Genomic DNA, 20,197 nt, shown 5'->3' with positions numbered 1-20,197 from the left:
CCTTACTCTTCGCTGTAATCAAAGCGTCCAACATAACGGTACTCGCGAGCATATTCGTGTAGAAACGCGTCTAAATATTGCCGCTGGGCCTGATTAAAGCGCCTGTGCCTCACATCATGCATAGTTTCACTATGATCGCTACAATCTAGCCTTTTTAGATGAAACAATGTCATATCTTTACCCCCGAAGAAACCTTTTAAATATTCATGCTGTCGTCGCGCCTCCGACATATCAAAAACAGACCCATCCAACACCGTATACAATGGATACTGAGCTAAAGAAGTTCTATTAAATTGAGGATAATCACCTTGGGGAGGCTGAAAAGGAGGGTATACGCCAGGGTCATGCACAGGGTGACGTGCAAGCGCGGTTACATATTCAGCATCAAGTCCTGCTGATCGGGCACCCTCAACAATAATATTAAGGTAGCGCTGGCTAGGTAAACACATCTCATTGATAAACTCAGCTATGCCAATATAGGCAAACGCCGTGATAATTCCACTTTCTGTTTCCACATCAACATTGACTCGGTCATAACCATGGCCGCAAGCTTCTACCGCATCTAAAGGTGCAAGCGCCTCATCTGGACACTCATAAAGCACACCCCAAACACAATCACTCAGATTACCGGTACATTCAATATTTCCAACACCGCCCTCCTGCCGGAAGAAGTGCTGCACATTAAAGCGCAAACGCCAACCGCGCAAAACCGCTCGCTGCGATGTTAAAGGCTCAACACCTTTAGCTCGTAGGGAGAGCTGATTCATATTGGAGCCAAAACCGAAATAACGAAACATGTGATATAAACCACCTTATTAGGGGCAATACACTAAGCCAGCACTTAACCTAAATCGACGTTATTTAGCTGACAGCAAGACCTTTACAATACAGAGATAGGACTCAAAATCAATAGCTTAGGAAGCAGAAGAAGGATCAAGAAAGGAAAACTCAGGATCCGATGCAGTATAAAAACTCCAAGCAACAAAGCGGCTAACTTTTTGCCCTTGCGCCATCTCAACCGTTTTAACTTTTTTAGCATTCACCTGCTTAAGTACCTGATAAACAGCCGGCAGATTATCTTTTTTAGATATTAACGTCGTAAACCAAAGCACATTATCTGCAAAGTGTTTACTCTCTTTAATCATTTGGCGTACAAAAGCGACCTCACCACCTTTACACCACAATTCAGCGCCCTGCCCGCCAAAATTGAGTTTCTCTTTAGCCTTATCCGCATTTCCATTAGCTCGATTTAAGTTTCTCACTTTACGCTTATTTCCCGCGCTAGCTTCTGCAAGCGAAGCATGAAAGGGGGGATTGCAGATAGAGAAATGGAAGAACTCTTCCGGCTGAATAATATTTTCAAAGATTCGATCAGACGAGGGCTGTAATCGGCACTGTAATTTATTCTTCATCACCTTGTTTGATCTAACAATCTCACCCACCGCAGCAATGGAGATAGGATCTATATCAGAGCCAACAAACTGCCACCCATAGCTCTGACTACCAATAATGGGATAGATACAGTTAGCCCCCACTCCCACATCTAAACCATGCACCTTTGTACCTACAGGTACACGACCTCCGTTACTCTCCGCTAGCAGGTCCGCTATATGATGTATGTAATCTGCTCGTCCTGGGATAGGCGGGCAAAGATAACCTTGAGGAAGATCCCAAAATGCTATCTGATAGAATACTTTCAAAAGAGCTTGGTTAAGTAATTTAACCGCTTGCGGGTCAGAAAAGTTAATGGAATCTTGCCCATTAGGCGTTTGATATACGTGGGATAACAGCTCAGGAGATGCTTTGCACAGCTGATCAAAATCATAACGTGAGCGATGGAGATTGCGAGCGTGCAGTGAGGTTTTAACTACAGATCGATCACTGCTACTTTTCAAAGGTTTACTCACACATCCTCACATTCTAATATCAGCTCATATTTATCAGTGAGATTGTAGCAAGATAAGTGAAAAGGGTTTAAGAAAGTTGCCCTGTTAAGCTAAAAAAATCGCCAAGTCTTACCTGTTACAGACCCCAACGTATGTTTCCTGCAAGACTTGGCCAAAGTTACCAGCGATTTTATGAGATCCTCTCTTATAAGTTGGATACCATGCGAACACGGTATTCATTGGCGACAATCCGCCATTGTGGGACTTCATCCATAACGCCCACTTGATCTAAATAACGTAGTGATAAATTACTCGCGAGATTACACTCTCCTTCCACATGCACTGAGGGTATCATTGCATCAGCAACATGCACGGCAGTTAGTACTTTAAAATCATGATCTTTAGATAGATGTGGGACATGATGTAACATCACCGCCTCTATCACTTGAGGAGGTAAGTTCCATAAAGCAAGCAAAGCGCCCGCTACCTCACCATGGAAAAAGCCAAAAGCCGCCTTCTCTACCAAATAGATAGGTTTACTTTTTTTAACCGCATAATTTAGTAGTTTTTTATATTGCTCTGGATTATGAGATGCCATTATCAATATACCCAAATCATGCAGTAAACCCGCCAAAAAGGCTTGATCCTGCATCACTTTGCTGGCACCTGATCGACGACAGATGGTCTGTGCCAAACGAGCCACAACTAAGGAGCGCGCATTCATCTGCTCAAATGAAAATGCCTTCCAATCATCTGGGCTTTTAAACTGGTTATTTAACTGGCTACTTAAGGCAAGACTACGTAAGTTACGAACACCTAGCATAGAGATCGCTTCTTTTAAATCAACGATAGTGCGTTCAAAGCCAAAGAAAGCAGAATTTACCTGCTTCATGATTTGCGCGACAACGGCGGGATCTTGCTCAACAATTTCACCAATATCAGCCAAATCTGCGCGATCAGAATTAATAGCATCGGTAAGTTGACGATAGATACTAGGGGGTGACGGCAAGCAACCAACAGACCCTACATAAGCTTGTAAGGAACTTCGATTAAGTAAGTGGAGTAATTTAATTTGATATTCAAGCGACGCCCCTAAGCCTTCAATCGTTACAGCGCTAGGATAAATTCGGTGTGCCACATCCGCCGCTTTCGCTTTTTGAGCGGCATTCCAATATTCTGCCCCCATAAACACTCGAACAGACGTAGGATGGCGTTTAGCTATTTGAGCCATCAACTCAATATCAACTTGAGCACGCATAGAGCAAGGGATAATTACCGCATCACAAATCTGCTCATCTAAACATAAAAGCAAACTGTCTTTAGAATCAAAGCGAACAAAATCCCACGAAAGATTAGACTCCGTGATATCTCTAGTCCAATTAGTATATCGGCATTCAGCATCCAACATGACTACTTTGAAATTATGTAAAGAACTATTAGTGATGGTACTCATGGCCTTTACTCACAATTATTTAGTTAATCATTACAAACCTTGTACCTTTAAAATAGTGAGTACAGGCCGTTTTAAAAGTTTGTTTTTATTAAAATTTTAGCGAATATGTATTAATAAAAAAACAGACTGTTTGAAAAACAGTATAAAACATAATGAATATGAGGCTTTTTTAAAACAGCAGCGTTTTGATTAAAATTTTATCAATCTTTTAATGAGTAAATTTCATATTAAAGCCACTCAGCATACTCAGCGTTTTAAATAAAACCATGTAATCTCGACGTAGAAAACCCGATAGATAACAACAAGATTAAACCTATTCCTGCTGCTTTAATTCAGAAGGACGCGACCAAATATAGATCATCGCAATCACAATCGTTACAACAACCCCAGCCTTTAAACCTAAATGAAATGACCTGAAAAACAGTGGATAAATCACCATAAGCACCATCATTGTGGTTGCTAAGACCTTTATTTTAAACGGTATGATACCGCCATCTTCCCAGTCTCGTATATATTTCCCAAAGTAGCGATTATTCAATAAAGTTTTATGCAGCCGCTCAGAGCTTCGTGAAAAACAAAAAGCGGCCACCAGTAAAAAAGGAGTGGTAGGAAGAAGCGGTAGGATTACGCCAATAAACCCAAGAACAACACATAAGCAACCGGCTATGAGGTATATAGAACGTATAATTTTAGCTTTCACTATTCCTCCTTTAACAGCATAAACCTAAAGCCTAAGTAGATACTTAACCTCCCTAATAAGATAGTCAGTAAAAAAAGGCACCTAACGATGCCTATAATTATCTCTACTCTGGAAAAGCTCTACACTCAGTGCAATGGCCCCTCTCTGGTTATCATTGTTTATTTCAGCTCTTTTGCCAATATAGCATTCAATTCAGGAATACAGGATCCACAGTTAGTTCCACACTTAAGCTTATCCCCGAGCATATCAACCGTCCTAGAACCTAACCCTATCGCTTCTACTATGGCATTGCTACCTACTTGATAACAACTACAGATCATCTCACCGGGATTTTCAATTTCACATCCGGTTACACTCAAGATAAAACGGCGTTGATCAATCGACAATTCCGCTTCAGAAAACATCTCCTCCAACCAACGTGTAGAAGGTATCTCTCCATAAGGCATAACAAAAAAAGTCCATTCAAGTACTTCGCCTTTTAGTCCCGCTGCTCTAAAGTTTTGGCTATTCGGATCTTCTAACCAGATAGACACATCCCCTAAATGCTCTTTGCACCAAGCAATACCATCAACCAACTCAACACTATCGGCAAGATAATAAAAAGTAACATCACCTTTAGGTACTTTGGACCAGTATTCAACAGGTAAATTGATTTCCAAATCAGAGCGACACATTAGCCACCCTTGCCAACTCGGATTAAGTTTAGAAAGACTGACTCGTCCATGCTTAGACTCAGGCTGCCCTGAAATAGGGTCCGTCACGGGTTCCAGTAAAGCGCCCATTTTAGCCAAGGAACTAAATTCATTATTCCAATGCATAGGCACAAACAGCTCCCCCCTACGCTGCTCCGATACCATAACTCTAGCACGGCCAATATAATCCCCTTGAGGATGGCTCAGCTTAACCAACTCGCCATCAGAGATCTGCTCTTTTAGCGCATCAGCCTGATTAAGCTCCACAAAAGGTTCATCCCTATGTTGAAACAAGCGGCGCGCACGTCCACTCATCGCCATGGTATGCCATTGATCTCTAATACGGCCTGTATTTAAGATATAAGGCAGTTCAGGGGTGACTTGCTGAATAGGGCTTGAAGCCTGAATAGGTATAAACCTTGCCCGTTTTGATGGCGTAAAAAAGCGGCCATCTGAAAACATACGCGCTGTCCCGTAAGGTGCTTCCTGAGTCACCGGCCACTGAACAGGTTTAAAAGAATTATAAGTATCAATATCTATATCTTGATACAGACGAATATCAAAATCTCTGTTGCCATCATTCTCAAAACCAGAGAGCGCTGCATGCTCTGCAAAAATTTCTGCTGGATGTTGATAAGAGAATGCATCTTCAAAACCCATTTTCTTGGCCACTTCACTAATAATCCACCAATCATGTTTAGCCTCACCCGTAGGTGCTAAGAGACTACGCTGACGTGAAATTCTTCTTTCTGCATTAGTGACTGTGCCATCTTTCTCACTCCACCCTGTTGCGGGTAAGCAAACATCAGCATATTTAAGGGTTTCAGTACTCGCCATACAATCAGAAACAACCACTAAGGGACACTTTTCCAACGCCTGTGTCACTTGATGGGTATTAGGTAAACTCACCGCAGGATTTGTCCCCATAATCCAAACCGCTTTAACTTTACCCTCTTCAATGGCTTGAAAAAGCTCAACCGCCTTTAAACCTTCGGTTTGAGCAATATTCGGTGCATTCCAAAAACGCGAGACAAGATCAATATACTCAGGTGAAGAGAAGTCCAAATGCGCGGCTAGCTGATTTGCTAAACCGCCAACCTCACGCCCACCCATAGCATTAGGCTGTCCAGTAATAGAAAACGGGCCCGCACCTTCAAAACCTATACGACCAGTGGCAAGGTGACAGTTAATGATTGCATTGGAATTATCAGTGCCACTAAAAGACTGGTTTACCCCTTGAGAATAAAAAGTCACAACTTTATCAGTCTGGGCAAACCACTCATAAAACGTTGTTAAAATATCACTATCTAGATCGCAATACTTAGCTACCGCTGAAACTGAGTCAAACTGCTGCTGAGCTGAAGCTAAAGCAAGTTCAAAACCTTCTGTGTATTGTTCAATGTAATCATGATTTAAACAATTCTGATCAGCCAGATAGCTCAATAATCCTGAAAATAACTCACTATCGGTACTCGGTTTAAGTGCCAAATGAAGATCCGCTAAATCACAGGTTGCTGTTCGGCGAGGATCAACCACTACTACTTTCAGGGAGGGATTCTTTTTCTTAGCAGCCTGCATACGTTGATATAAAACAGGGTGGTTCCACGCGGTATTACTGCCGACCAGCACTAATAGTTCCGCTTTTTCCAAGTCTTCATAGGAACATGGCACTGTATCGCTACCAAAGGCACGTTTATAACCCGCTACAGCTGACGACATACAAAGACGTGAATTCGTATCCACATTAGCGCTACCAATAAAACCTTTCATCAATTTATTGGCTACATAATAATCTTCTGTGAGCAATTGACCGGATAAGTAAAAAGCTACAGAGTCCGGCCCATGCTCCGATATAGTGCGAAGAAATCTAGAAGAGACCTCATCTAGTGCGCTATCCCAAGAAACAGGGACATTATTTATAAGAGGGGAAAGTAGACGACCACCCGCACCTAATACCTCATGCAGGGCCGAGCCTTTAACGCATAACCTGCCAAAATTAGCCGGATGAGATTTATCGCCTTTAACACCGATTGAACCGGAATCCAGAATATCAGCATCAACACCACAGCCCACACCGCAGTATGGACACGTTGTCATTTTGTGCATCTAAACCTCCACTACTTTGTAACACACAAATCCAGATGCACTTTCCAGTTTACAGCGTACACGGCACGGAGCCACATATCTGCTAGTTGCCAGATAAGTGCGCTCCGTTGCGCTACTATAATTTTTTATGTACTAAATATGCTGTACATTTTTATCAATAAATATGATGAGTGACTCAGCAAGCACTGTGCCAATTTAGGATATCGCCAAGACCCAACGCCTGATTACACAGGCTACATCTTACCCACTTATCCACAGCAGCGTACCTCCAAACAACAATTAAATAAGTCTTCCGCACCACAATGGAACATTTATTGCTTAATTAACCAGTATCCACCTCCGGATATGGATTAATATGTAACGTGAATCGCTTAAATGTTTTACTGATAGATGACGAACCGGAAAGAGTACAGGCACTCAAAGAAGCCTTGCACTCACTAGGACATCATGTCGTCTGCCAACTACCCAATACTACCCATCTCAATAAACGTGTTGAGGATACCCATCCAGACATCGTTATTATTGATATGGATTCGCCTAATCGAGACACACTCGAAAGTATGTCAACGATGAGCAAAAACAATCCAAGACCTATCGTTTTTTTCGCTGAGCAGCAAAATGATCGTAAAACTATGTCTGATGCTATTAATGCGGGCGTCAGTGCTTACATATCGGACGGGCTACAGCCAGATCGGGTAAAAGCGATTATGGATACCGCTATTGCTCATTTCGATGCCCATAGCTCACTGCGCGCAGAACTCGAAAAAGCGAAAACCCAACTGGCTGACAGAAAAGTGATCGAAAAAGCCAAAGGCATGTTAATGAAGCATCAAGGGTGCGATGAAAAACAAGCATTCGAAACCCTTCGTAAGCTCGCCATGGATCGCGGTCAAAAGCTACCCGATGTCGCCCAGAGCGTTATTGATGTTCTGGAACTAACGAACGGCCTGAGCAAGTAGAGAGAAGAGGATAATTTATGTCAGCACCACTGACACTTGAAAAAAACAACCTGAAGCTCGGTTTTGTCGCGCTCTTAGATTGCGCACCTTTAGTGGTCGCCCGAGAAAAAGGCTTTTTCAAAAGACACGGCCTCGATGTCGTTTTATGCAAAGAATCATCTTGGGCCTCGATACGCGATAAAGTAAGCTTTGGCCTGTACGATGGCGCACATATGCTGGCCCCGATGCCATTGGCATCGACGCTTGGCTTAAACGGCAACAAAACACCGATGATGACAGCCCTAGCACTGAGCCAAAACGGTACGGCAATCACTTTATCTGAAGAGTTCCATACCCTCTTATCCAAAACAATTGATAACTGGGAAGACGACAAACTAGTCGGTGAGCAATTTAAAAAACAGGTCAAGAGCAGCTCAGTCAAACCGGTCATGGCAACGGTATATCCATACTCAAACCATTATTATCAGCTTCGTTACTGGCTTGAACAACATGGGATTGATGCAGAACATGATGTGCAATTAATTGCTGTTCCACCAACCCAGATGATACCAAGCTTATCTAATGGCGCTATAGATGGTTATTGCGTAGGTGAACCTTGGAATAGTTTAGCGCTCATTCAGAAGATCGGCGGCTTACTGACAACCGGACACAAAATATGGGGAGCCCATACAGAAAAGGTTCTTGGTGTGACTCAAGAGTGGGCAGCGGCCTACCCTAATACCCACCAAGCATTAGTAAAAGCGTTATATGAAGCTTGCCAATGGGTTGAAGATATCAACAATAAAGAGGAACTATACCAACTCCTTGCGCTACCCCCATACCTAGATCAAGCCGCCACTACGCTTTCTGACTACACACCGCCCCTTGCGATGAAACAACATTTCGCGGGCAAGCAAGTAAATGTTCCCGACCCGAAACAGGGCGAGTTTATTCTTAGCCAGATGTTAGACTGTGGGCAACTATCAGACGCAGACAACCCTGCCGATTTTGCAATCATTAGCCGTACAGTTTACCGCCAAGACCTCTTTCAAAAATGGGTTAGCTAAACATCAAGGCAGGAGTGCAACTTCTGCCTTTCTTCTCCCTGAACCCATTCGCTCGCCTACAGCTCGATAATCGGCACCCACTTACTCCATTCGTTTAATTTTATGCATCAATACGCACCCTGCTAACACAAATACGCACTATTGTGCAGCGCACCCTTGTAGAAACAGAGTAATAAAAATTACTGATTACATATATAACTATCTGTATATAAAGAGGTTTAGTTTTTTGGCATAGGTAATGCTTTATAAAAAAACAAATGAGCCATTCAACGAAGAGTGCTCGATAAATACAGAAACGGGCAGAAAAGCCCGCTCGATTATTTTATGGCAAAGGCGCCTTAACGAATCACAAGACTGTGATCACGTTAGGCGCCTTTTTTATTTTTCAAGACTGGAGAAGCCAACCATGCTTAAAAAGAAAACTGCTCTACTAAGCAAAATTATCAGTAGTACGGTGTTAGCCGCTGCCTTAATTACAACCCCTGCATGGGCAGCCATCGGCGAGCCTGAAAAGGAAGATTTAAAATTCGGGTTTATTAAACTAACTGATATGGCCCCTCTCGCAATTGCTTACGAAAAAGGTTTTTTCGAGGATGAAGGCCTCTACGTCACTTTAGAAGCCCAAGCCAACTGGAAAGTGCTTTTAGATCGCGTTATTGACGGTCAGCTAGATGGTGCTCATATGCTTGCAGGCCAACCTTTAGGCGCAACCATTGGGTTTGGTACTCAGTCCCACATTATCACGGCGTTTAGCATGGACCTTAATGGTAACGCCATCACCGTTTCCAATGATATTTGGGATCAGATGAAGCCATACGTACCAAAAGGGCCTGACGGCAAACCCGTTCACCCCATTAAAGCGGATGCGTTAAAGCCTATTGTCGAAAAATATAAAGATGAAGGTAAGCCTTTTAACATGGGCATGGTATTCCCTGTTTCGACCCATAACTATGAACTACGTTATTGGTTAGCAGCAGGCGGTATTCACCCTGGTTATTATGCGCCTCATAACGGCGATACATCAGGTACGATCGATGCAGATGCACTGTTATCAGTGACTCCGCCACCTCAAATGCCTGCAACAATGGAAGCTGGCACTATCTATGGTTACTGTGTGGGCGAACCTTGGAACCAGCAAGCGGTGTTTAAAGGTATTGGTGTTCCAGTCGTAACCGATTATGAAATATGGAAAAACAACCCCGAGAAAGTTTTTGGTGTCTCTAAGGGCTGGGCAGACGAAAATCCTAATACCCATATTCGTGTTGTTAAAGCGATGATTCGTGCCGCTAAATGGTTAGATGACAACAATAATGCTAACCGCCCAGAAGCAGTGAAGATTTTATCCAAATCTGATTATGTAGGTGCAGATTATGATGTTATCGCTAACTCAATGACTGGTACTTTTGAGTACGAAAAAGGCGATAAACGTCAGGTGCCTGATTTCAACGTATTCTTCCGCTATAACGCCACTTACCCGTACTATTCTGATGCGATTTGGTATCTAACTCAGATGCGTCGTTGGGGACAAATTGCTGAGCCTAAATCAGATCAGTGGTTTATGGATATTGCTAAGAAAGTTTACCGCCCAGATATCTATGCAGTTGCCGCAAAAGAACTCATTGAGGAAGGTAAAATGACTGCGGATATGTTCCCTGATTTTGTCTCCGAAGATGGCTACAAAGCACCACAAACACACTTTATCGACAACATCACCTTTGATGGCAAGCAACCAAACGCCTACCTAGAAAAATTCTCAATCGGTCTGAAGCCAGATCAAACACTTTGATCTAACAACAAAGCCCCTCTGTACCAGAGGGGCAACAGATCAACGGAAGGTAATATGTCATGAGTAAAATTTTAGCCACAATAGGCCTGAGCCATTTTATTGAAAACCCTAAAGCAAACTTCAGTCAATTGGGAAAGTCTTTACTGATACCGCTAATTGGTTTGTTAGTTTTCTTATTCATTTGGGAGATCGGGGCCAAAAGCGTCCACACTTCGCTAGGCACTTTCCCCGGTCCTGCGGCGGTTTATCAACAGTCGATTACATTAATAGAGGAACATCAAGCAGAGCGGGTGAAAGAGGTTAAATTCCACGAGCGCCAAGAGCTACGTAACGCAAAGAAACTCGAAAAAAATCCTGATGCTACAGTAAAAGTGCGTCCATACACCGGTAAACCCACCTTTTTTGATCAGATTTTAACAAGCCTAATCACCGTGCTTGCAGGCTTCATTATCGCCTCACTAATCGCTATTCCGGCGGGAATACTCATCGGTTTAAATAGCACACTTTACTCCGCCTTCAATCCACTGATTCAGCTATTTAAACCCGTCTCACCACTGGCTTGGTTACCCTTAGTAACGATGGTTGTCAGTGCAGTATACGTCAGTAAAGACCCGATGTTTGCGAAGTCATTCATCACCTCATTGATCACTGTATCCCTGTGTAGCTTATGGCCAACACTTCTCAATACAGCGGTCGGCGTGTCATCAATCAGTAAAGATCTACAAAACGTATCTCAAGTACTTCGCCTTAACTGGCTTACCCATATTATCAAAATCGTTCTGCCATCCTCTATCCCAATGATGTTTACTGGCTTGCGCTTATCACTCGGTATCGCATGGATGGTACTTATTGCAGCAGAAATGCTGGCCCAAAACCCAGGCCTTGGTAAATTTGTTTGGGATGAATTCCAAAACGGTAGCTCCAACTCCCTTGGCCGAATTATGGTGGCCGTACTCGTTATTGGACTGATCGGTTTTTTACTAGACCGTTGCATGCTGTTTTTACAGCGCAAAATGTCTTGGGATAAAACAGCAATACTTCGCTAATTAGCGACGTTAGAAAAAGGATAATTATTATGGCTCAGCCTCCTAAACATTTAGAGTTAACAAAAGTTGATATCGATTTTCCAACACCTAACGGCCCTTTTAAAGCGCTTCAGGACATTAACCTGACGATTAACAAAGGGGAGTTTGTCTCGTTAATTGGTCACTCAGGTTGCGGTAAATCGACTGTACTAAACATCGTAGCCGGACTCTATCAAGCCACCAGCGGCGGCTGCCTCTTAGACGGAAAAGAGGTAAACTCACCAGGTCCTGAACGCGCGGTTGTTTTTCAAAACCACTCTTTACTGCCGTGGTTAAGCGCCTATGAAAACGTAGAGCTTGCGGTAAAACAGGTCTTTGGCCGCTCAAAGAGTAAAGCGGAGATGCGTGAATGGATAGAACATAACTTAGCCCTCGTCCATATGGATCATGCTATGGACAAGCGCCCTGATGAAATATCAGGAGGGATGAAGCAACGTGTCGGTATCGCACGCGCCCTCGCAATGGAACCCACTGTTATGTTGATGGACGAACCCTTCGGTGCCTTAGATGCGCTCACGCGAGCCCATCTACAGGACTCACTGATGGAGATCCAAAAAGATCTAAACAACACCGTTATTATGATCACTCATGATGTGGATGAAGCGGTTCTCCTCTCGGATCGCATTGTGATGATGACTAATGGCCCTGCCGCCACCGTCGGCGAAATACTGAATATTGACCTCCCCCGCCCACGCGACCGTATTGCGTTAGCGGACGACCCTCAATATAACCACTACCGCCATGAAGTACTGACTTTCCTGTATGAAAAACAGCGTACCCCCGACAGTAGCCCTAAAAAAGAAGAGGGCACACAAAAGATGGCGCAAGATATGCATAGTGATTCTCCAGTAAAAGCAAAACGCGAGGAAAAAGCAGCCTAAGGTCCGTGTATACCTCTATTCAAAGGCGAATAAAGGTAAATCGGTGTATCAAATAAGTGCACAGTTTTGTACTCAGGCTCAACCGACGCACCAATAGATAGCAAAAACATAAACAGCTTGAACAAAGGCGTTCATACCGTCCCCGATACAATCAGAGGGGACGTGTAGAACGCCTTTTTTGTTTCAACACCTATAACTATAATCGAGGCCAATACCATGAGTGATAGTGGCAAGCTAACTCTCTTCTCCTTCAGCGGAAAAATGAAGATTCTACATTTAAGCTGGATGGCGTTTTTCATCAGCTTTTTTGTATGGTTTAACCACGCCCCTTTACTCGGCGCTATAGCGGAATCCTTAGGGCTAACGAACGCAGAAATTAAAACTTTACTGATTTTAAACGTTGCATTGACCATCCCCGCTCGAATTATTATCGGCATGCTCACGGATAAGTACGGTCCAAGGATCACGTACGCCGCCCTCCTCTCGATTGCCAGTATCCCCTGCTTCATGTTTGCCCTATCCACTGATTTTGCGCAAGCCGCCGTATCCCGTTTTTTACTCGGCTTTATCGGCGCAGGATTTGTTATCGGTATTCGTATGGTAAGTGAATGGTTCCCTGCGAACGAGCTCGGTACGGCTGAAGGCTTATACGGCGGTTGGGGTAACTTTGGCTCCGCTGCAGCGGCTATGCTACTACCCACCTTAGTCGTGATCTTTGGGGGCCCTGATGGCTGGCGCTATGCGGTCGGTCTAACCGGTTTAATGAGCTTGCTCTTTAGTGTGATCTGGTACAAAAATGTAACCGACACACCAAAAGGTTCAACCTATTTTAAACCTAAGAAAATAGGGGGTATGGAGGTTACCAGCCCCAGTGATTTCATCTTAATGATTATCATGAAGGTCCCACTCTATGCCGCTCTATCGCTGCTCACATGGAAGCTTTCACCAGCAGGTGTATCAATCTTAACGGATACAGCTGCGTTCGCTATATATCTAACCTTAGCCGCTATTTTTATCTATGACTGCTATAGTGCTTATCGTATTAACAAAACTATATTTACCCAGCCCGTCCCCGAGATGGAGCGCTACAAATTTAAGCAAGTTGCAGTATTAAATATACTGTACTTTGCCACCTTTGGCTCTGAACTAGCGGTGATATCTATGCTACCTCTGTTCTTTGCCGACGTATTTTCATTAGATATGGTGTATGCCGGTTTAGTTGCATCCGCTTATGCGTTCATGAACCTCATGTCACGCCCTGGAGGGGGTTGGATCAGTGACCGTTTTGGCCGTAGAAAAACATTGTTAATTTTAACTGCAGGTTTGGCCGCAGGTTATGCTGTGATGTCGTTAATCGATAGCAGCTGGCCACTCTTCCTCGCCGTTGCCGCTGCGATGGCGTGCTCCTTCTTCGTTCAAGCGGGTGAAGGCGCTGTCTTTGCGGTCGTACCTTTAATAAAACGCCGCCTAACAGGGCAAATTGCCGGTATGACAGGGGCTTACGGCAATGTTGGCGCCGTCTTCTATCTAACCGTATTATCCTTAGTTGAGTACTCAACCTTTTTTACCGTGATTGCGGTAACTGCAGTCATTGGCTTTATCACCCTACTTTTCTTAGAAGAGCCAAAAGGGCATATGGCTGAGGTCAATGAAGATGGTACAGTAGAACTTATTAAAGTCAGTTAACCATGCTAAGGCCTAGCACGTTACCGAGACTCATTTCCGTGTACAGGCCTGACCCTCAGCAAGCGGTGAACAATGAACCCATTGTTCACCCTGCGTTTAGGTAAAAGTGAACATGAGTAAGAAAACGTTGGTCTTACGTTTTGGTGGACAATCCAGTGCAGGCATAAAGGCGCGTAACCAAGATGCCTTTGCCGCCCATCTGCCGAGTCATGCTGAACTTGACTTTAAAGGCGGTGCGGCAGCCATTGCCGACGGCGTGAGCAGCTGCGAAGACTCCCATATTGCAAGCCAAACCAGCGTCACCAGTTTCATGCAGGACTACTTCAGCACTCCCCATAGCTGGAGCGTAAAAAATTCTGTCTCCCGTGTATTAACCGCCTTGAATAGCTGGCTACACAAAGAAAACATTCAAAATAGCCGCGAAAAAGACAGCTTACTCTGTACCTTTTCAGCCTTAATCATTAAATCCAACACCCTACATTGGTTCCACGTTGGCGATTCTCGGATTTACCATTTTCAAGCGGACCAATTAGAGCAACTCACACAAGACCATGTCCGTAAAAGCGGTGGAAAACACTACTTATCTCGCGCCTTAGGGGGCGATCAACATTTAGACGTAGACTACGCAACCCGAGGTGTAAAAGAGGGTGATATGCTCTTAATGACCACCGATGGTATCCATGAGTTTCTATCAAATCGCGAACTGCAAGCCATCCTTGCAGAACATTTCGATTCACCTGAAACCGCTGCACAGCAATGCATTGATCTTGCTCTTGAGCGCGGTAGTGATGACAACCTTACCGCACTCATCACCTGCATAGATCACCTGCCTTCGGAAACATTAGATGAAAGCCATGCACGGCTGGCCCAATTACCTATCCCTCCGGTCATGACCATTGGTAATAAAATTGATGATTACGAAGTGCTCGACATTATTTTTAGTGGCACCCGCAGCCATATGTACCTTGTTAAAGATACCGTTTCAGGGCAGCAATATGTGTTAAAAGCGCCCTCGCTTCAATTCGCGGAAGATCCTCTCTATCTTGATGGTTTTATCCGAGAAGAATGGGTAGGACAACGGATAGACCACCCCAATGTGATGAAAACCTTCCCTCCCCTGCGCGAAAAGCAGTACCTCTACTACTTAGGGGAACATATTCAGGGCATGAACCTGCGCGAATGGATGAACGATAATCCAGCACCAACGCTTGATGAGGTGCGGGACCTAACCAAACAGGTCATCCAAGGACTAAGAGCATTCCAACGGGCCGACATGGTGCATCAAGACCTCAAGCCCGAAAACATCATGATTAACCAAGATGGACGCATCAAAATTCTTGATTTTGGTACTGTGAAAATTGCGGGTATTGAGGAGATGAACTCTCCCCTAGATAAATCAATTCCCCAAGGTTCAATCAACTATGTCGCTCCTGAGTACCTACTTGGCGAGGCCGGTAGTTTTCGCTCGGACCTGTTCTCTCTCGCGGTCATTGTGTATGAGATGATCACAGGTCATCTGCCTTACAAGGAGATGAAAACCAATAATATAACGCTTAAAAATTATGGCCAAATGCACTACACGCCGACACTCCGTTACCGCAAAGGTGTACCTTTATGGGTCGAAGGCTGCTTAAAAAAGGCGTTACAGCCAAACCCCCGCTTTAGATATGAAGCTCTATCTGAATTTTTACAAGATTTCACCCAGCCCAATCAAAGCCTTGAAGCCAAAATAAAACATCAACCCATGCTAGAGAAAAACCCTATTCTCACGTGGCAGGTGGTCGCAGCACTGATGCTGATCCTTAACCTAGTTCAACTCTTACTCAAATAGATCACACGGCATAGGTCACCGCCCCCTCAGTCGCACCAAAACAGTTCGCATCAACAGGTGTTTGCATCAAAACAAAGCCAAAACCCACCTACAAACAGCGTAATAACACTCTAACAAACACAGTAACCCACTGAAAAAAAGTAGATTTTAATAAATGGCACACTACGTGCTTTATTAAAAGCAATAACCACTATTATGTGTTTAATAGTCGTTATCACAACAAGCTCTGAGAACAAAGGCGTTCTACATCAACATGCTCATACATGTTGAATGTGAACGCCTTTTTTTTATTTTTGGGATTTAGGATTTTTATGAAAAAACGTTTGGTCATCATTGGAAACGGAATGGCAACAGGCCGGTTACTGCAACGCTTATTTGAGCGTGCGGAGCACTCGCTTGATGTCACTGTTTTTGGTGAAGAGCCGGGCGGTAGCTATAACCGTGTTTTGCTATCCAACTTACTCAGCGGTGAACTGGATAAAGATAAAGTGATCACCCTACCCACAGAGTGGTACGCAGAACATGGTGTGAAATTACACAGCCAAGATCCCGCTATACAGATTGATCGCGCTAATAAAGTAATCATTAGCGAGCAAGGCGTCCAAGTAGATTACGATCTACTGGTTATTGCGACCGGCTCATACCCAACCCCTCTGCCTGTTGAGGGCGCACATCTAAACGGGGTTATGAGCTTTAGAACATTTAAAGATGTTGAGCAGATGCAACGTATTGCCAAAGAAAAGAAACGTGCCGTTGTTATTGGCGGTGGTTTCTTAGGCCTTGAAGCGGCAGAAGGCTTACGTGTGCAAGGTATGGATGTAACGCTTCTTCATCGTGGCAAGTACCTACTAGATCATCAACTGGACGAAACCGCCGGAAAAATGTTGCAAAATGCGCTTGAAGAGCGAGGCCTGAAATTCCGCCTTAAAGCTAACACTCAAGCGATACAAGGCAATGATTCGGTAGAGTCGGTAGCACTAGCCACAGGCGAAACGCTACCCGCCGACCTTGTAGTCACTGCTATAGGTGTAACACCGAATAAGGCATTAGCCGAAACAGCAGGACTTGATTACCAGCGCGGCATATTGGTCGATGCCCAAATGCGCACTAAAGATTCATCTATTTATGCGTTAGGGGAGTGCTGCCAGTTTGAATCATTCACTTATGGTTTAGTCGCCCCTATCTGGCAGCAGGCGGATATTCTTGTCTCTAGCCTTCTCAACGAAACCAAATTTTATCAAGAAGCACCGGTGGCGACTCAGTTAAAAATCAGCGGTGTGGACCTTTTTTCATGTGGTTCGCTTCAGGATTCTCCTGAGACAGAAACACTGACTTATCACGATATTCAACACAATGAATACAGAAAACTTTGGCTGAAGGATAACCGAATAGTCGGCGCCGTTTTATACGGTGATGTCCGTGAGGGGCAGTGGTATTTCGATCAGCTAAAACAAAACATCGATTTGAGTGCGAACAGACAACAACTGCTATTTGGCAGTCCGTTCTGCTCTCAAGACACTCAAACACAAGACATGGGTATATCTTCTATGACTACTTCAACGGACTCAAACAAAAAGCAGTTGGTCGTTATCGGTAACGGTATGGTGGGCCACCACTTTATTGAAAACTTTGTCGCTAACGAAGTTGCAGGCGAATATGAAATTCATATATTGGCCGAAGAATCACGTGCAGCTTACGACCGCGTCCATCTTTCAGAGTACTTTGGTGATTCAACCTACCAAGACCTCTGCCTAGTAGAAGATAACTTTTATGAAACACATGGCGTGCAGCTTCACTTAAGCGAAGGTGCTACGCAGATCGATCGCGATACAAAGCAGGTGATCACCGAGCAAGCTAGCTATCCCTATGACAAGCTAGTACTCGCTACCGGTTCATACCCTTTTGTCCCCCCCATTCCGGGAAATGATGGTGATGCCTGCTTTGTTTATCGCACCTTGGAAGATTTAGATAAAATCCAAGAGTGTGCAAAAGCGGCCTCCGTCGGCGTTGTTGTTGGTGGTGGTTTGCTGGGACTAGAAGCGGCTAACGCGCTTAAATCTCTAGGTTTAAAAGCCCATGTTGTTGAGTTTGCTCCACGCTTAATGCCAGTACAGCTAGACGAAGATGGTGGCGAGCTTTTAAAGAAAAAAATAGAAGCTTTAGATGTAGACGTTCATTGCAATAAAGCAACTTCCGAAATTGTCCCAGGTGAAGAGCATACCTACCGTATGAACTTCAGTGATGGCACTTTCTTAGAAACAGACCTAATCCTATTCTCTGCGGGTATCCGTCCTCAAGACGCCCTAGCTCGTAGTAGCGCTCTAGCAATTGGCGAGCGCGGTGGCATCATTGTTGACAACTACTGCCAAACTTCTGATAAAAACATTTATGCCGTCGGCGAATGTGCATTATGGAACAATCAAATCTTTGGTTTAGTGGCGCCAGGTTACACTATGGCGAAAACAGCCGTTGCAGCCATTGTCGGCGATCTAGAAAACGAGGCTACATTTACCGGCGCGGATATGAGCACTAAGCTTAAACTTCTCGGCGTAGATGTTGGCTCTATTGGCGATGCCCATGGTAAAACGCCAGGCAGCATTAGCTACCGTTATTTAGATGAAGACACACAGGTTTACTACCGTATCGTTGTATCTGAAGATCGTAAAAAACTGCTCGGTGCTGTTTTAGTAGGTGACAACAGTAAATACGATACGCTGATTCAATATGCACTCAATGGCATAGATCTACCAGACAAACCGCAAGCTCTTATCCTACCATCATTAGACGGATCGTCAGCGCCCGTACTAGGTCCCGATGCTTTGCCAGACACAGCAACCATTTGCTCATGTCTAAATGTTACTAAAGGCCAAATCTGTTGCTCCATCGATGATGGCGCTATGAGCGTTGCCGATGTTAAAGAGGTTACCAAAGCAGCATCAGGTTGTGGTGGTTGCGCAGCGATGTTGAAAACCATCGTTGACCATGAATTAGAAAAACGGGGTGTAGAGGTATGTACAGATCTCTGTGAACACTTTGCCTACACCCGCGAAGAGCTTTATCACATTATTCGTGTTGAAGGGATTCGTAGCTTCTCCGATCTACTTGCCAAGCATGGTAAAGGTTTAGGTTGTGAAATATGTAAACCAACGGCCGGTTCTATTCTCGCATCTTGCTGGAACGAACATGTATTGGATGAGCCCCATGTAGGCTTACAAGACACCAATGATCGTTTCATGGCCAATATACAAAAAGATGGCACTTACTCTATTGTCCCCCGTATCGCCGGTGGTGAGATTACGCCTGACAAACTAATCGTATTAGGCCAAGTCGGTAAAAAATACAACTTATACACCAAGATTACGGGTGGACAACGTGTCGACCTATTTGGTGCAAAATTGCATGAACTTCCACTTATCTGGAAAGAGTTAATTGATGCGGGTTTTGAAACCGGTCATGCCTACGGCAAGTCACTTCGTACCGTTAAATCATGTGTCGGCAGTACCTGGTGCCGCTTCGGCGTGAAGGACAGCGCAAGCATGGCAATCGAGCTTGAGAATCGCTACAAGGGCTTACGCTCTCCTCACAAAATAAAATTTGCCGTATCCGGTTGTACCCGCGAATGTGCAGAAGCACAAAGTAAAGATATTGGTGTGATCGCCACCGAAAATGGCTGGAACCTTTATGTGTGCGGTAATGGCGGTATGAAACCTCGCCACGGGGACCTGTTTGCTACCGACCTAGATGATGAAACTCTCGTTAAATATATCGACCGAGTTCTAATGTTCTACGTAAAAACCGCCGACCGCCTACAGCGCACATCCGTATGGATGGAAAATTTAGAGGGCGGTTTAGACTACCTAAAAGAGGTTGTCCTAGATGACAAATTAAACATTGCTACTGAACTTGAATCACAAATGCAGCATGTTGTTGATACTTACCAGTGTGAATGGAAAACAACATTGGAAGACGAGGAAAAATTAAAACAGTTCAGAAGTGTAGTAAATGCGGAAGAACAGGTTGATCCACAAATTGTACACATTATCGAACGCGATCAAATTCGCCCAGTTTAATTAAGTACGCTGATGA

General features: G+C 44.2%; 13 protein-coding genes and 1 pseudogene. 9 read left to right on the top strand and 5 right to left on the bottom strand.

What is annotated here, in order from left to right; genetic code table 11:
- Positions 1-2 precede the first annotated feature (2 nt).
- From A3774_RS03940 to A3774_RS03920, 5 genes are all read right to left on the bottom strand, one after another.
- Positions 3-797, bottom strand: coding sequence for a gamma-glutamylcyclotransferase family protein (locus tag A3774_RS03940; RefSeq protein ID WP_067863461.1), 795 nt, complete (start codon positions 795-797; stop codon positions 3-5).
- 117 nt (positions 798-914) lie between these two features.
- A complete protein-coding gene (gene rlmF, locus A3774_RS03935) occupies positions 915-1,907 on the bottom strand; it encodes a 23S rRNA (adenine(1618)-N(6))-methyltransferase RlmF (protein WP_067863458.1) in 993 nt (330 codons plus the stop codon).
- 184 nt (positions 1,908-2,091) lie between these two features.
- Positions 2,092-3,339, bottom strand: coding sequence for an HDOD domain-containing protein (locus A3774_RS03930; RefSeq protein WP_067863456.1), 1,248 nt, complete (start codon positions 3,337-3,339; stop codon positions 2,092-2,094).
- A 313-nt stretch (positions 3,340-3,652) separates the two neighbouring features.
- Complete coding sequence (locus A3774_RS03925; protein ID WP_067863453.1) at positions 3,653-4,039, bottom strand: YbaN family protein; 387 nt, start codon at positions 4,037-4,039, stop codon at positions 3,653-3,655.
- A gap of 158 nt (positions 4,040-4,197) precedes the next feature.
- Entirely contained in the window at positions 4,198-6,837 is a 2,640-nt protein-coding gene (locus A3774_RS03920; RefSeq protein WP_067863450.1) for a nitrate reductase, read from the bottom strand.
- Positions 6,838-7,199: 362 nt separating this feature from the next.
- Between A3774_RS03920 and A3774_RS03915 the strand changes: the two genes are divergently transcribed.
- The 9 genes and pseudogenes from A3774_RS03915 (at position 7,200) to nirB (ending at position 20,181) form a co-directional block, all read left to right on the top strand.
- A complete protein-coding gene (locus tag A3774_RS03915; protein ID WP_067863446.1) occupies positions 7,200-7,796 on the top strand; it encodes an ANTAR domain-containing response regulator in 597 nt (198 codons plus the stop codon).
- Between the two features lie 17 nt (positions 7,797-7,813).
- On the top strand, positions 7,814-8,842 hold the full coding sequence (locus tag A3774_RS03910; protein WP_067863443.1) for a CmpA/NrtA family ABC transporter substrate-binding protein: 1,029 nt from the start codon (positions 7,814-7,816) through the stop codon (positions 8,840-8,842).
- 406 nt (positions 8,843-9,248) lie between these two features.
- Positions 9,249-10,628, top strand: a complete 1,380-nt coding sequence (locus tag A3774_RS03905; protein WP_067864103.1) for a CmpA/NrtA family ABC transporter substrate-binding protein — start codon at positions 9,249-9,251, stop codon at positions 10,626-10,628.
- 59 nt (positions 10,629-10,687) lie between these two features.
- A complete protein-coding gene (locus A3774_RS03900) occupies positions 10,688-11,674 on the top strand; it encodes an ABC transporter permease (RefSeq protein ID WP_082792337.1) in 987 nt (328 codons plus the stop codon).
- 29 nt (positions 11,675-11,703) lie between these two features.
- Positions 11,704-12,594: an ABC transporter ATP-binding protein gene (locus A3774_RS03895; protein ID WP_067863440.1), complete on the top strand. Its 891-nt coding sequence runs from the start codon at positions 11,704-11,706 to the stop codon at positions 12,592-12,594.
- A gap of 216 nt (positions 12,595-12,810) precedes the next feature.
- Entirely contained in the window at positions 12,811-14,280 is a 1,470-nt protein-coding gene (locus tag A3774_RS03890) for a NarK family nitrate/nitrite MFS transporter (protein WP_067863437.1), read from the top strand.
- Between the two features lie 112 nt (positions 14,281-14,392).
- Positions 14,393-16,111 (top strand): bifunctional protein-serine/threonine kinase/phosphatase, encoded by a 1,719-nt coding sequence (locus A3774_RS03885; protein ID WP_067863435.1) that lies wholly within the window; start codon positions 14,393-14,395, stop codon positions 16,109-16,111.
- Between the two features lie 263 nt (positions 16,112-16,374).
- A pseudogene (locus tag A3774_RS16970) lies at positions 16,375-17,556 on the top strand (NAD(P)/FAD-dependent oxidoreductase); the annotation flags it as partial.
- 102 nt (positions 17,557-17,658) lie between these two features.
- Complete coding sequence (gene nirB, locus A3774_RS03880; RefSeq protein WP_067864099.1) at positions 17,659-20,181, top strand: nitrite reductase large subunit NirB; 2,523 nt, start codon at positions 17,659-17,661, stop codon at positions 20,179-20,181.
- Positions 20,182-20,197 lie beyond the last annotated feature (16 nt).

The sequence above is a fragment of the Neptuniibacter marinus genome, from assembly GCF_001597725.1.
Taxonomy (GTDB): Bacteria; Pseudomonadota; Gammaproteobacteria; order Pseudomonadales; family Balneatricaceae; genus Neptuniibacter; species Neptuniibacter marinus.
This window is presented reverse-complemented; position numbering and strand designations above follow the sequence as displayed.